Annotated in this window: 12 protein-coding genes and 1 tRNA gene; 9 read left to right on the top strand and 4 right to left on the bottom strand. The window is 59.5% G+C overall.

Features of this window, described 5'->3' with window-relative positions:
• Nucleotides 1-51: 51 nt before the first annotated feature.
• Nucleotides 52-1,134, top strand: coding sequence for a dihydroneopterin aldolase (locus tag ACNAOV_RS06670; protein ID WP_416517110.1), 1,083 nt, complete (start codon nucleotides 52-54; stop codon nucleotides 1,132-1,134).
• Complete coding sequence (locus ACNAOV_RS06665; RefSeq protein WP_416517109.1) at nucleotides 1,131-1,688, top strand: DUF3180 domain-containing protein; 558 nt, start codon at nucleotides 1,131-1,133, stop codon at nucleotides 1,686-1,688. Before ACNAOV_RS06670 ends, ACNAOV_RS06665 begins: the two co-directional genes overlap by 4 nt.
• 108 nt (nucleotides 1,689-1,796) lie before the next feature.
• Here ACNAOV_RS06665 and ACNAOV_RS06660 read toward each other — a convergent pair whose 3' ends face one another.
• Together ACNAOV_RS06660 and ettA are read right to left on the bottom strand one after the other, a co-directional pair.
• Nucleotides 1,797-2,711 carry an acyl-CoA thioesterase gene (locus ACNAOV_RS06660; protein WP_416517108.1) on the bottom strand — a complete coding sequence of 305 codons (915 nt, stop codon included), beginning with the start codon at nucleotides 2,709-2,711 and terminating at the stop codon, nucleotides 1,797-1,799.
• 40 nt (nucleotides 2,712-2,751) lie between these two features.
• Complete coding sequence (ettA, locus tag ACNAOV_RS06655; RefSeq protein WP_024626701.1) at nucleotides 2,752-4,428, bottom strand: energy-dependent translational throttle protein EttA; 1,677 nt, start codon at nucleotides 4,426-4,428, stop codon at nucleotides 2,752-2,754.
• 304 nt (nucleotides 4,429-4,732) lie between these two features.
• Here ettA and ACNAOV_RS06650 point away from each other — a divergent pair, with 304 nt between their 5' ends.
• The 3 genes from ACNAOV_RS06650 (at nucleotide 4,733) to ACNAOV_RS06640 (ending at nucleotide 7,235) form a co-directional block, all read left to right on the top strand.
• On the top strand, nucleotides 4,733-5,359 hold the full coding sequence (locus ACNAOV_RS06650; protein ID WP_416517107.1) for an ECF transporter S component: 627 nt from the start codon (nucleotides 4,733-4,735) through the stop codon (nucleotides 5,357-5,359).
• A gap of 103 nt (nucleotides 5,360-5,462) precedes the next feature.
• Nucleotides 5,463-7,091 (top strand): peptide ABC transporter substrate-binding protein, encoded by a 1,629-nt coding sequence (locus ACNAOV_RS06645; RefSeq protein ID WP_416517106.1) that lies wholly within the window; start codon nucleotides 5,463-5,465, stop codon nucleotides 7,089-7,091.
• Between the two features lie 70 nt (nucleotides 7,092-7,161).
• Nucleotides 7,162-7,235: transfer RNA gene (locus ACNAOV_RS06640), tRNA-Ile, on the top strand.
• Between the two features lie 615 nt (nucleotides 7,236-7,850).
• Here ACNAOV_RS06640 and ACNAOV_RS06635 read toward each other — a convergent pair.
• The gene (locus tag ACNAOV_RS06635; RefSeq protein ID WP_416517105.1) at nucleotides 7,851-8,627 is read right to left on the bottom strand and encodes a helix-turn-helix transcriptional regulator; all 777 of its coding nucleotides are present in this window, start codon (nucleotides 8,625-8,627) and stop codon (nucleotides 7,851-7,853) included.
• Nucleotides 8,628-8,767: 140 nt separating this feature from the next.
• On the opposite strand from ACNAOV_RS06635, the gene ACNAOV_RS06630 reads away from it, so the two are divergent.
• On the top strand, nucleotides 8,768-9,979 hold the full coding sequence (locus ACNAOV_RS06630; RefSeq protein WP_416517104.1) for a MalY/PatB family protein: 1,212 nt from the start codon (nucleotides 8,768-8,770) through the stop codon (nucleotides 9,977-9,979).
• Between the two features lie 89 nt (nucleotides 9,980-10,068).
• Here ACNAOV_RS06630 and ACNAOV_RS06625 read toward each other — a convergent pair whose 3' ends face one another.
• The gene (locus tag ACNAOV_RS06625) at nucleotides 10,069-10,842 is read right to left on the bottom strand and encodes a (S)-acetoin forming diacetyl reductase (protein ID WP_416517103.1); all 774 of its coding nucleotides are present in this window, start codon (nucleotides 10,840-10,842) and stop codon (nucleotides 10,069-10,071) included.
• Nucleotides 10,843-11,050: 208 nt separating this feature from the next.
• Here ACNAOV_RS06625 and rpmE point away from each other — a divergent pair, with 208 nt between their 5' ends.
• From rpmE to prmC, 3 genes are all read left to right on the top strand, one after another.
• Complete coding sequence (gene rpmE / locus ACNAOV_RS06620; protein WP_015022244.1) at nucleotides 11,051-11,263, top strand: 50S ribosomal protein L31; 213 nt, start codon at nucleotides 11,051-11,053, stop codon at nucleotides 11,261-11,263.
• 103 nt (nucleotides 11,264-11,366) lie between these two features.
• Nucleotides 11,367-12,455 (top strand): peptide chain release factor 1, encoded by a 1,089-nt coding sequence (gene prfA / locus ACNAOV_RS06615; RefSeq protein ID WP_416517102.1) that lies wholly within the window; start codon nucleotides 11,367-11,369, stop codon nucleotides 12,453-12,455.
• Nucleotides 12,452-13,411: a peptide chain release factor N(5)-glutamine methyltransferase gene (gene prmC, locus ACNAOV_RS06610; RefSeq protein WP_416517101.1), complete on the top strand. Its 960-nt coding sequence runs from the start codon at nucleotides 12,452-12,454 to the stop codon at nucleotides 13,409-13,411. The genes prfA and prmC overlap by 4 nt, the downstream gene beginning before the upstream one ends.
• The last annotated feature ends 33 nt before the right edge of the window (nucleotides 13,412-13,444 follow it).

Genomic DNA, 13,444 nt, shown 5'->3' with positions numbered 1-13,444 from the left:
TTCCGGGCCAGGCGGCAGTGAATGTTCCAAGGCAAGGGAGGAGCATACATCATGGATTCCATCCGTTTGAGCTCCATCAAGGTCGCACCCCTGCACGGCCAGCAGAAGTCTGGATTCGGCTACCAGGTCGATGCCGTCCTCTACCTGGATTTGAGTGAGGCAGGCAGACTCAACGACGGCACTCAGACCGTGGACTATGTGCAGATTGTCCGTCGTATCGTCAACCTGATCCAGAACGAGCCGGCCTATGAGATTCTGGAATCTCTGACCGCCAAGGTGGCAGATGCCATCCTGCTCTCCCACCAGATTCGCCGCACAAGGGTTACAGTCACCCGTCTGGGGGCTGACCAGGGAACAGGAGTCGATTTTCAGGTAGGCGTCACCCTGGAGCGGGCGGCCGACGACCAGGTGCAGGGTAACCACGGCAGCATGGAGTCTGGACGTGTAAGCGGCGGCGGAAATGCAGCTCTAGGGCATCCTTCCCTCCTGCTGTCTGGTCAGGCCGATTCTGGTCATGCAACGCAGGCGCGGCTGCGTCACCCTGTGACTTCCTCTACGCAGAACAAACCATCCTCAGGTCCGGAGAACGATAACGAAGCGAACAGTCAGCAGACTGTTGAGGGAGCTCAACCACAGGGTCTTTTGATGCGTGATGTGATTGCGCTGGAGGGGGCATCGGGAACCGACCGATTGACCATGCTCCACGCTCTTGCAGCCCTGGACGGGATTCCTGGCAGCCAGTTGGTCGGCATCTCGCCTCTATATGCCTATCGGGACGATCAGGGGGATCAGCGTCTATCGGCTGTGGTTATCCTACAGACGCCTCTGAATCTGGGGGAGCTGCGGTCGGCCCTGGACATGGTGGCCGCTCCTATCAGACAGATGGGCGGGCTGGATGCCGATGTGGTGGAGGTAGAGACCTCGGACGGCTCGATTCTGCCTTCACAGGACCGTCCTCCTCTGCTGACTGCTGATGCTCCATCGCGCATTTTGATTCCCTGGGCTTATTTGGAGCCGGAACACTGCCTGCCTGGTGCTGACGGGTCCTGCCTGGTAAGCCTGACCAACCGTGCTCCTGACCGTGATCGCATCAGCCTGGTCTCGGAGGACTGGATTCTGGACGGTTTGTCATGAGGGCCCGCCGCACACCGCTCGTGCACTATCTGGTTGCCCTGGTCCTTGGGCTGATGGGAGGCGCCGGCATCTCGAAACTGGGCATGTCCACCAGGACGGACCTCATGGGGGTTCCCTGGCTGGTCAGCGTATTGCTCTTCCTGCTGGGGGTGGCCATCCTGATCATGGCCTTCCAGGTGCATCGCTACGCCAAGGGAGACCGCAAGGAGATGGATTTGCGCTTCGCGGTCAATGTGCTGATCATGAGCAAGGCCTTGGGCATCGCCTGTGCAGCCCTGTTGGGCTGGTACGGCAGTCAGGCCCTGATCAGCATGGGCCATGCAGGCGCGCCCTATTACACACGGGTCATGCAGGAGTGCCTGGTCGCCTCCCTGGTCTGTCTGCTCGATGTGGTGGCCGGGGCAGTGGGGGAGTGGCTCTGTCAGTTGCCCCCGGATGACGGGCCCGAGAACCCAGACCGGCGCAAGAAGTCCTCGCGAAGACCGATGGCAGATGCGGCCAATACCGCTGATAGGGCGGAGATAAAGGCCGATTCAGGCAAAAGACATGACTGAACAGCGTTCAAGGCCCTAGCTGGGGACGTTGCTGAAGATAGCCGGCCTGCTGCCGACCAAGCTATTGATTCCTTGCTGGGGAAGAATATGCGATGAGGTAGTGGAAGTTCAGTCTTTGGGCACCCTGATCATGGCCTCCTGAACCATGTAGGCAGCTAGGTCACCCTGGCGGTTATAGACCTTGGCCATGCACAGGCTGCGGCCGTGATCGGCTACAGGGGACTCCTGGATGAAGCAGTGCCAGTCACAGGGGTCCAGATCCTGATACCACCACATGGCATGGTCGATGGAAGCGAAGGAGATTCCTGGGGTGGTCATGCTCACTCCGGCACGGCGCAGGGCGGGCTCCATCATGATCTGATCGCATTCCATGGCCAGCAGGGCCCGACGCATCAGCGGGTCCAGGTCGGCTCTTCCCTGGGTGCGGCTCCAAACGGCCTGGCGGCTCCTGCTGCCATTCTTGGAATCCCCATTTTCCGCATCATCAGCATCGTCCAGCAGTACCGTGCCGCCGACATGGCGCATGTCGAAGGGGCTCTGATGGGCGTAGTAGTCAGCGAAAGCGGACTGATCGGCATAGGGTTCCATCAGCTCCCGGGAGCCAGGCAGATCCTCCGGATCAGGCAATCCCATCGGCATAGGGTCGGCATAGCGGATGCCCTCCTGGCCGACCTGCTGGTAGGAGAGCAGGGCGTTCAGGATGGTCCGTTCACCCTGGTGCAGATCAACTCGTCTGGAGGAGAAGGAGTGCCCGTCGCGAATGGTCTCGACTTCCGCTTGAACGTCCCGATTTGGGAGTCCGGTGCGCAGGTAATAGGCATGCATCGAGTGGGGCAGCCGACCTTCGGGCACGGTCCTCCCGCCGGCCATGATGGTCTGCCCCAACAGCTGGCCTCCATAAAGGCGACCTGTGGGGAAGTCCAGCGAATCGCCCAGAAAGCTGGTACGGCCATCAGTGTGCTGCTGTTCCTGCAGCTTCAGCGCAGCGATGGTTTGAGCCAGCGGTTCATCCTCGGTGCTCATGCTTCTCCTCGGCCCCTTACTATCTTGTGATTTGCTCCGCTCAGCGGGTCAGTTTGCGGTGGATGCGGTGGGGCCTGGAGGCTTCCTCACCCAGACGCTTGACCTTGTTCTCCTGGTAGGCCTGGAAGTTGCCCTCGAACCAATACCAGGATGCCGGATTCTCATCCGTGCCCTCCCAGGCCAGAATGTGGGTGGCGATCCTGTCCAGGAACCAGCGGTCGTGGGAGATGACCACAGCGCAGCCGGGGAAGGCCAGCAGGGCATTCTCCAGACTTTCCAGTGTCTCCACGTCCAGATCGTTGGTGGGCTCGTCCAAGAGGAGCAGGTTGCCGCCCTGCTTGAGGGTGAGTGCCAGGTTCAGCCTGTTGCGCTCTCCGCCGGAGAGGACGCCGGCCGGTTTCTGCTGATCCGAGCCCTTGAAGCCGAAGGAGGCTACGTAGGCGCGGGTGGGCACCTCGACACCGCCGACCTCGATGAAGTCCAGCCCCCCGGAGACCACCTCCCAGAGGTTCTTGTTGGGGTCGATGCCCTCGCGGTTCTGATCCACGTAGGAGATCTTGACCGTGTCGCCGACCTCCAGAGTGCCGGATGTCAGTGGCTCCAGGCCCACGATGGTCTTGAAGAGCGTGGACTTGCCCACGCCATTGGGACCTATGACGCCCACAATGCCGTTTCGAGGCAGGGTGAAGCTCAGATCGTCGATCAGGACGCGGTCGCCAAAGGCCTTGTGGATGTGCTCGGCCTCCAGCACCTTGGAGCCCAGGCGGGGTCCCGGCGGAATCTGAATCTCCGAGAAGTCCAGCTTCTTGTTGTTCCGGGCCTCGTTCTCCATCTGCTCGTAGCGCTCCAGGCGGGCCTTGTTCTTGGCTTGCCGGGCCTTGGGGGAGGAGCGGACCCATTCAAGTTCGTTGTTGAGACGCTTGGCCAGCTTGGCATCCTTCTGCCCCTGGACCTCAAGACGCTTGGCCTTGGTCTCCAAGTATGTGGAGTAGTTGCCCTGGTAGGGGTAGAGGTGGCCACGGTCCACCTCACAGATCCACTCGGCCACGTTGTCCAGGAAGTACCGGTCGTGGGTCACGGCCAGGACGGCGCCCTTGTAGGTGTGCAGGTACTGCTCCAGCCAGAGGATGGACTCGGCATCCAGGTGGTTGGTGGGCTCGTCCAGCAGCAGCAGATCGGGGGCCTCAAGCAAAAGCCGGCATAGAGCCACCCGGCGGCGCTCGCCTCCTGAGATGACCGAGACCGGGGTGTCCGGGTCGGGGCACTGCAGGGCATCCATGGCCTGGTCCAGCTGGGAGTCAAGGTCCCAGCCGTTGGCGGCATCGATCTGCTCCTGAAGCTGGCCCATCTCGGTCATGAGAGCGTCGTAATCAGCGTTGGGATCGGCCATCTGCTCGCCGATCTGGTTGAAGCGATCCACCTTGCTCATGATGTCGCCGAAGGCCATGCGAATGTTTTCACCAACGGTCTTGTCCTCGTCCAGCGGTGGCTCCTGCTGGAGGATGCCTACCGTATAGCCGGGGGTGAGCTGTGCCTCGCCGTTGCTGACCGTGTCCAGGCCGGCCATGATCCGCAGCAGGGTGGACTTGCCCATACCGTTGGGGCCCACCACGCCGATCTTGGCGCCGGGCAGGAAACTCAGGGTCACATCGTCCAGGATGACGCGGTCGCCGAAGGACTTGCGCGCCTTGATCATCTGATAAATGAATTCGGCCAAGAAGCTACCTCACAGAACCATAGAAAGACAGTGCAAACTGCATTCATGGTAGTGGGAACTTCTGACTTATGCGCCGGGCTGATAAGTAAGAAGCGGCAGACGCATGGCCGCCTATAAAGAAGACCTATGACCAGACCCTGGTTCTGCCGGCGTAGTCGGGGTAGCCTTGAGTCGGCGTTCCCGTCCGGCATGCGCAGGTCAAGGAACACCGGAAGGGCCTTCGCTGGTATGGGTGGGCTCCGTCCTATCGCTGTGCGCATGAGGAACGGGCCGTCCGCTCTACGACGGTCGTAAGGGAGTATCGATGACGGTAAAACAGCAACAGGGTCGGATTTTCACAGCTCATCAGTTGCGCTGGAGGCCGCTTGACATTGCGGTCGGCGCTGGTCTGGGCGCGGTGTCGGGGTTGATTTACTGGTTGGCCAGCCTGCTGGCCTCGTGGATATTCCCGCTTATGACCGCCCTACTTCCCGGGGCGGCGGCCCTTTTGCACGGGGTCTTCTACTTTCCTTGTACCCTGTCCCTGTTGATATTGCGCAAGCCAGGCGCGGCCGTCTATGTCGGCATCATCAGCGTCCTGGTCGAGATTCTGCCTGGCAATGCCTATAACGTGCCGATGATTTTGGTGGAGGCTATCGTCGAGGCCCTTTGCGCGGAATTGGCCTTCGGAATATTCCGCTATCGCCGCTGGACCCTGGGAACGACCGTTCTGGGGGGCGTCCTGATAGCCTTGGTCTATAACGCTTTTCTCCTGGCCTTCTACTATCAGGGGGTCTCCCTCCTCAGCCCAAGGGGGATTATCGGCACCATCTGCGAACTGATCAGCGGAGTGGTCCTGGCTGGTCTGACCAGCTGGTTCCTCTTCCGGGCCATCGGCAGCACTGGTGCTCTGGATCGGCTGGCATCCGGGCAGGATGTCAGGCAGGTCTGAATATCGGCATCCTCGACAAACCGACTGTATTGACCATATGTTTATTGACTCAGTGTTTCCTATACAGCTGTGACAGCCCGTAACGGGCAGGAAGGGTCCTATTATGACCAAGCTTCGTTCCTATCTCGCAGCAGCGGTGCTCCCGCTCATCCTGGTAGCGGGCGCCTGTGGCACCTCACAGGCTTCCCGAGAAGACCGGATTGACCCTCAGGCCGCCATCAGCGTCAACAATGCCGAACCTACTGCCCCCCTAATTCCCTCCAGCACCAACGACACTGCGGGCTGGAAGGTTGTGACCCAGCTTTTCGATGGGTTGGTCACCTTCGATGCCAGAGGCGGGATGACCCTGGTCGAGGCCAAATCGATTACTCCCAATGAGGATGCCAGCCGGTACACGATTGTCCTCAAACCAGGACTCACCTTCAGCAATGGGGAGAAGATCACTGCCAAGACCTATGCGGATTCCTGGTCCTTCGCGGCGAATGCGGCCAATGGGCAGCTGGGTGCCTCGGCTTTTTCGACCATCGCCGGGTACGATCAGGTGCAGGATGAGCATGGAGACTCCAAGGCTCTTCTGTCTGGCCTCAGGGTGGTAGACGACCTGACCCTGGAGGTGACCATGAGCAAGCCGGATTCCTCCTTCCCATACAAGGTGGGAGACGTGGCCTTCCTTCCACTGCCGGCGTCCGCCTACAAGGACATCAAGGCCTTCGGCAAGAAACCGATCGGGAACGGACCCTACCGTTTCAAATCATGGGTGCCCAACCAGGGGATCAAGCTGGAGAAGGATCCCGCATACAAGGGACCACGCAAGGCTCGCAACGGAAGCCTGGAGTTCAGGGACTACCAGAGTCTCGATGCCGCCTATGCCGATATCCAAGCCGGTCACCTGGATGTGCTCGATACGGTTCCGGTCTCCCGCCTGAAAACCTTCCATACCGATTCGGGCCTGCAGCCCTTGATCAAGCCGGGGCCTGCCTTCCGGTCCCTGACCATCCCACAAGGCCTGCAGCATTTCCAGGGGCAGGAAGGCGCTCTTCGCAGGGCAGCCCTGTCATATGCCTTGGATCGCAAGGAAATAGCCGGCAAGGTCTTTGCTGGTTCAGTTACGCCGGCCACTGATTTCCTGGCCCCAACCATCAGAGGGAATGCCTCCGATATCAAAGGCAAGGAGGTGCTGAGCCACGATCCGGATCAGGCCCGTAAACTTTGGAAGCAGGCTGACGCCATCTCTCCCTGGGAGGGCAAGCTTCGCATCGCTTACAGCGCCGACGGGGCAGACAAGGACTGGGTTGATGCGGTTCTGCATGAGTACGCCCAGGTTCTGGGCATCAAGACGGAACCGAATATCTTCCCGACGGGCAAGGAATTCAATACGGCGGTTCATAACCGTCAGGTCAACAGTATTTTCAATTCGGGCATCACCTCGGACTATCCCCACCCCGAAGGTTACCTTGTTCAGGGGTATGCCTCCAGCCAGGCCGATGGCAAGGGTCTGAACAATGGGGACTACAAGAGCGCGGAATATGATGCCATCCTTTCCCGCGCCGCCTCCAAGACCGATCAGGATGAAGCCATGCAGGATTACCGCCAGGCCGAGGCCGTGCTCTTCAAGGACCTTCCGGTGCTGCCGCTCTGGTACAGGAAGGTCTCCGCAGTGGCCGGCAAGCAGGTTCGCCAGGCTCCTTTCGGATACATGGGCCTACCTGTCTACAACCAGATCACCAAGTAGGTCCGACAACCCGAATCTGGCTGATGACGAGTCGTTTTGATACCATGACTCTGGCCGATACGATCGGCGTGGGGCCTTAGCTCAGTCGGTTAGAGCAAACGACTCATAATCGTTCGGTCCAGGGTTCAAGCCCCTGAGGCCCCACACAAACAAGCCCCCGGAACCTTCTAAAAGTTCCGGGGGCTTTATTGATAGATTGAATCAGAGAGATCAAAATTTCTCATCTTAACGTCGATTGGGCAACTGGTACGACACTGGTTTGCGTCTTCAATAGCTGCCAGTGGATAGCGAGGGTTTTGTGCCTCAAACTTTCTTGATAGTCTTAGTAGAAGGATGGCCCCGGCTATTGTCGGGGCCATCCTCTCGTCGCCTAGCTCTAGCATCCATGATTCACCGATGCAATATGTATGGCTTCACATGTAAGCCGGGGGAAAAGAGCTAGGCGCGTTTTTTATGTCGGATCATAGGACGCCCTCGGTGTATATCCACTTTTCGGTGCCCTAAGCGTGCATACGTAGACAGCCATAAAATCTGCGCACGTCACAATGATCCGGAAGCGTTTCCGTAGAACCGCTAAGTATGAGAATTTATCAGGGAAAAGAATGGGGGACGAGCTCGAGTCGGAGCCGTCGGCATACGCCGGGAAACTATACGCATGTACATCTCCTCTGGAACTGAAAATAGTTCAGCCCCTGTAGGTCCATCGTGTATACGTCCCCCGTATATCTTTTCTCAATCATACACCCTGGAGGGGGTGTGTCAAAGCTGAGTAGGGCGAGCCGAGGTGCTCTGATCAGGGCCTATAGCAGCATTGCGTATCGTATGCAAATAGCGGTAGACGCTGGGGGAGGAGATCCCCAGAGCTCGAGCAACCGTGTCCACTGAGCCCTTGACCAGAAAGACCCCTGACCCATCCAGTCGCGTAATCAGCTGCATTCGCTCCTGCCGGTTCATCCTTGCCGGAGGAATACCAAGCTCTGCGGCGAACTTGGCAATATTATGCGTCACCACTTCGTCTGTGTTGACGGAGAGTATTTCACGGGTCGATTGGTCGGTCCCGGTCTCGGCCTTCGGTTCTTCTGGCGTGGCCTCATCGTCTTTCAGTTCGGCGGTAGGATCGGTCAGTCCTAGAGCGTCCAGATAAGCGCTCGCCCGCCTGAGCTCTTGGCTGGCCTGTCGGAAGGCGGAATTGTCAAAATTAATGCAGAGAAAGCCGATCACCCGGCCTCTGGAATTTCGCACGAACAGGGTAGAGGAGACCACGGGATGCCCCTGAATGGTGTAGCCAGCGTAATGGGTCATATAGTTGTGCTGGTCGTATTCGTGGTTTTGCCAGATGTGCAGGACCAGGTCGGTGGCGGGGCTGCCTATGGTGCGTCCGCTCAAATTGCCGTTGGCGATGGCAACCACCGAATGCGAGAAATCCTTGACGTTCTGAAGCACCACTTCCGTCTTGGGTCCGAGGATTTTACCCAGGAAATCCACTAGCGGGACGAAAAGCTGCAGAGAAGATGAAACGGGCTTTGATGCTTTCATTCTGTCACCCCATCCACTGACTAAAGCCAGATAGTAGCATCGCTGCTCTGGTATTGGACGCAGACACTCGGACGGAGCCCACGGCTGTAGACTGGCGGAAGGTCGCTGCGAGCGCATCTGCACGGGATGAGAGGTTGACTATGACATACGATTTCACCAGCATCATGGATAGGCACGGTAAGGACGCCATTGCGGTTGACGGCCTGGGCGCCGAGCCTGGATTCGCCCCTGACCCTCCTAAGGAGGGCTTCGATGTCATTCCCATGTGGGTGGCCGATATGAACTTTCCTACGGTGCCGACCATACCCGAGGCCATCATTGAGCGTGCAAAGCATCCGGCCTTCGGCTATTTCAATCCCACTGACGAGTACTACGATGCCATCATCAACTGGCAGCGCACCCGCAACGATGTGGAAGGGCTGACGGCCGAGGATATCGGCTATGAGAACGGGGTCCTGGGCGGTGTTGTCTCGACTTTGACAGCCTTTGCCGCACCTGGTGATGCAGTATTGCTCCACAGCCCGACCTATGTTGGCTTCACGTCCTGCATCGAAAACAATGGCTACCACATCGTGCACAGCCCCTTGAAGAAGGACGATCAGGGCGTCTGGCGGATGGACTTCGAGGATATGGACCGCAAGCTCAAGGAGAACAACATCCATGTGGCGGTCTTCTGCAGTCCGCACAACCCCTGCGGCCGTGTCTGGGAGAAGTGGGAGATCGAGAAGGCCATGGAAGTGTATAAGGAGAACGACTGCGTGGTCATCTCCGACGAGATCTGGTCAGACCTGATCCTGTCGGGTCACAAGCACATCCCCACCCAGTCGGTCAGCGAGGATGCCCGCAACAGGACGGCTGCCTTCTATGCGCCCAGCAAGACCTTCAACCTGGCCGGGTTGGTCGGCTCCTATCACATCATCTACAACAAGTACCTGCGTGACAGGATTGTGGCCAAGGGGTCCAAGGCCCACTACAACGACATGAACGTGCTGTCCATGCATGCTCTCATCGGGGCCTACAAGCCCCAAGGCCAGGAGTGGGTGGACGAACTCCGGCAGGTCCTGACCGGGAACGTGGACTATGCCTACGATTACATTCGTCAGCATTTCGAGGGAGTCGAGCTCTCCAAGCCGCAGGGCACCTACATGCTCTTCCTTGATTGCACACAGTGGTGCAAGGACCACGACTTGAGCTTGGACCAGTTGCTGAAGCGGGCCTGGGATGTGGGCGTGGCCGTCCAGGACGGGCGTCAGTTCAAGGCTCCCTGCGCCATCCGAATGAACCTGGCCCTGCCTTTGAGCCGTGTCCAGGAGGCCATGGGCCGTCTGGACCAGTACGTCTTCAATGCCTGAGTGATCTCTCAATGATCATGGACCCTCGCTGTCCGGAGAGAACCGACCGGCGAGGGTCCATGATATGTGAGCGAAGTCTGGCGGGGGACTCACTGGAATTGCATGCCGCCGTCCACGATCAAGGTCTGGCCGGTGATGTAGTCAGAGTCATGCCCAGCCAGGAAGGCTACGGCATTGGCTACGTCCTCCGGCTCGGAAAGCCGCCCCAGGGCGATGCCGTCCGAGAAGGTGGACATGCCCCACTCGTCATCCTTGCCGGCGTTGACCCCCACCTGATGAGCGATGTCCATCATCATGGGTGTCTTGACAATGCCGGGGGCATAGGCATTGGCAGTGATTCCCTCCTTGGCCAGATCGCGCGCAGCCACCTGGGTCAGACCGCGGACGGCGAACTTGGTGGAGGAATAGAGCATCAGGTTGGGGTTGCCCACCACGCCGGCCTGGCTGGTGGCGTTGATGATCTTGCCCCCGTGGCCCCGGTCGCGGAAGGCCTGAACGGCGGCCTGCATCCCCCAGATGGTTCCTGCCACGTTGACGTGGTAGACCTTGTCGAACAGCTCGGGGGTGATGGACTCGATGGGGGTGGTCGGTCCCAGGCCGGCGTTGTTGACGATCACGTTGAAGTCGCCCAACGTGGTAGCGGTCTTCTCTACGGCCGAGCGCACCTGGACACGGTCGGTCACGTCCAGGGTGACGGCCACGGCCCGTCCGTCTGATTGATTGATGGAGTCGGCCACTGCCTGGACCTTGTCTGTATTCATGTCCGCCACGGCCACGGCGAACCCGTCCTTGGCCAGCCGTCGGGCAATGGCCTCGCCGATCCCCTGAGCCGCCCCTGTAACGAACGCTACTTCCTGCTGCATTGCTTCCCTCCTTTGTTGCCTTGCCGGACGGATTGGTCCGACTGTTCGATTCTAAAGGAAGCTCAACAAACCACCCCGGTTGGCGGATTCGGCGTGTGGCGCAAAGGGGGTCGTATTCTCCTCGGGTTGCGCTAAACTTTTACGCGGTTGCCGGTTCACGTCCGCCACAGGGGCGGTCGACCCGGGGCCCTTGAATCTAGGAGTAACCATGAAGCAGGGAATTCATCCCGATTATCATCCCGTTGAGGTCACGTGCTCGTGCGGCAATACCTTCATCACCCGTTCGACCGCTCCCGGCGATCATATGACGGTTGATGTCTGCTCGCACTGCCACCCCTTCTACACCGGTAAGCAGAAGATTCTGGACACCGGTGGTCGCGTGGCTCGGTTCGAAGCCCGTTACGGCAAGAGAACCAAGTAGCACTTCCAACGCCAGTCCCTTCCGGGTCGCTCTGCTATGCCCGGTGGGGACTGGCGTTTTTTATGACTTGAACCATGCGGATGAGCGGACGGGAAGGGTGTAGATGAGTGAGGAGCAGTTTCCTGCGGCGGTGGCTGCCGTCGAGGAGTACGGTCGCCTGGAAAAGCAGATGAGTCAGCCCGAAACGGCTTCAGATCCGGCACAGATTCGCAAGTTGGGCCGCAGACATGCTGAGCTCGCTCCCATTGTCGAAGCCTATCAGGCCTATCAAAACGCCCTGGAAGACAGTCAGGCGGCCGAACAGATGGCACGGGAGGATCCTGACTTCGCCGAAGAGGCCAAGGCCATGGCCGACCGTATACCGGACCTGGAGCAGAATCTGCGTACCGCTCTTATTCCGCGTGACCCCGATGACGGCCGTGACACGATCATGGAGATCAAGGCCGGCAGCGGCGGCGAGGAGGCGGCCCTCTTCGCGGGCGATTTGATGCGTATGTATGTGCGTTATGCCGAAAAACGAGGCTGGACCACCGAGATCATGAGCGAGAACCGCACTCAGCTGGGAGGGGTCAAGGATGCCCAGCTGGCCATTCGAGCTCGCGGCCAGGTGGCTCCGGCCGACGGTGTCTGGGCCTCGCTCAAGTATGAGGGCGGTGTCCATCGGGTCCAGCGCATTCCCGTCACCGAATCCCAGGGCCGTATTCAGACTTCAGCCGCTGGAGTCATCGTCTTCCCAGAGGCCGACGAGGATGACGACGAGATTGAAATCGACCCCAAGGACCTCAAGGTTGACATCTTCATGAGCTCCGGCCCGGGGGGGCAGTCAGTCAACACCACCTACTCCGCTGTGCGCATGACCCACATTCCCACGGGCATTGTGGTCTCCATGCAGGATGAGAAATCCCAGATACAGAATCGTCAAGCTGCCCTGCGGGTGCTCAAGTCCCGTCTGCTGGCCATGAAGCACGAGGAGGAAGCTGCCCAGGCCGCCGACATGCGCCATTCCCAGGTCCGTTCCCTGGATCGGTCCGAGCGTATCAGGACCTACAACTTCCCCGAGAGCAGGATCGTGGATCACCGCACAGGCTATAAAGCCTACAACCTGGAACAGGTGCTGGATGGCGACCTGCAGGCCGTCATCGATTCCGATATTCAGGCCGACGAGGCCCGCAGAATGGCTTCACAGGGGTGAATCAGCAGGAGCATGGGACCAGTCTGGCTGGACTGGTCGATAGGGGCCATCGCCTGTTGGCCCAGGCCGGTGTGTCTACGCCGCTCAATGATGCCAGGTTGCTGCTGGCTGATGCCCTTGGATGCGATCTGCACCAGCTGGATCAGGCTCTGCTCTTGAATCGGACTGCTGAGGAACTGCTCACGAATGAAGGTGGTCGCAGACAGACTGACGGTTTTCAGTCGGCGGCCTTGGATCGTTATCAGTCCTACCTGCGAAGGCGAGCTAGACGCGAACCCTTGCAGTACATTCTTGGTCACGCTTACTTCCGTTATTTGGATCTCCGTCTGGGACCGGGGGTCTTTATTCCCCGTCCTGAGACTGAAACGGTGGTCCAGGCAGGAGTGGATACCCTAACTGGAGTTGATTATCCACTGGCAGTTGACCTGTGTTCCGGTAGTGGGGCCATCGGCCTGTCCTTGGCCACAGAGGTTCCAGGAGCGCGGGTCCGGGCTGTGGAGGTCGACAAGGAGGCATATCGGTGGGGCGCACTGAACGCCGCCGCCCAGGAGGCCGCCATCAGAGAGGCTGGGTCCGATTATCAGCTGCTGCTGGCCGATGCCACGGATGCCGCAACCTTGTCTGATCTGGATGCCCAGGTGGATCTGGTCATCAGCAACCCTCCCTACGTCCCCATGGATGCAATTCCTAGCCAGCCAGAGGTGCGTGACTGGGATCCGGGCCTGGCCCTCTACGGCGGTTCGCCTGACGGATGCCTTTTGCCCTGCCGCATTCTGGACAGGGCCAAAATCCTGCTGGCTCCCGGCGGTCTGTTGGTCATGGAGCATGACGCCTCCCAGGGACCGGCCATGGTCGCTGCTGCACAGGCCCGGGGGTACCTTGAGGCACGCACCCATCAGGACCTGACTGGTCGAGACCGTTACCTGACAGCCCGGCGGCCAGTCTTCGCGTCCTAGCGGCCTGCCGTGGTCCTGGGATAGATTAGTAGC

It is taken from the genome of Bifidobacterium asteroides, from assembly GCF_048001765.1.
Lineage (GTDB): Bacteria > Actinomycetota > Actinomycetes > Actinomycetales > Bifidobacteriaceae > Bombiscardovia > Bombiscardovia asteroides_K.
Note: the sequence above shows the minus strand (reverse complement) of the source record. Positions and strands in the feature narration are given on the sequence as shown.

Coding starts and splice junctions, on each gene's coding strand:
- ACNAOV_RS06670 (WP_416517110.1), top strand. CDS start 52: ATGGATTCCATCCGTTTGAGCTCCATCAAGGTCGCACCCCTGCACGGC.
- ACNAOV_RS06665 (WP_416517109.1), top strand. CDS start 1,131: ATGAGGGCCCGCCGCACACCGCTCGTGCACTATCTGGTTGCCCTGGTC.
- ACNAOV_RS06660 (WP_416517108.1), bottom strand. CDS start 2,711: ATGAGCACCGAGGATGAACCGCTGGCTCAAACCATCGCTGCGCTGAAG.
- ACNAOV_RS06650 (WP_416517107.1), top strand. CDS start 4,733: ATGACGGTAAAACAGCAACAGGGTCGGATTTTCACAGCTCATCAGTTG.
- ACNAOV_RS06645 (WP_416517106.1), top strand. CDS start 5,463: ATGACCAAGCTTCGTTCCTATCTCGCAGCAGCGGTGCTCCCGCTCATC.
- ACNAOV_RS06635 (WP_416517105.1), bottom strand. CDS start 8,627: ATGAAAGCATCAAAGCCCGTTTCATCTTCTCTGCAGCTTTTCGTCCCG.
- ACNAOV_RS06630 (WP_416517104.1), top strand. CDS start 8,768: ATGACATACGATTTCACCAGCATCATGGATAGGCACGGTAAGGACGCC.
- ACNAOV_RS06625 (WP_416517103.1), bottom strand. CDS start 10,842: ATGCAGCAGGAAGTAGCGTTCGTTACAGGGGCGGCTCAGGGGATCGGC.
- rpmE (WP_015022244.1), top strand. CDS start 11,051: ATGAAGCAGGGAATTCATCCCGATTATCATCCCGTTGAGGTCACGTGC.
- prfA (WP_416517102.1), top strand. CDS start 11,367: ATGAGTGAGGAGCAGTTTCCTGCGGCGGTGGCTGCCGTCGAGGAGTAC.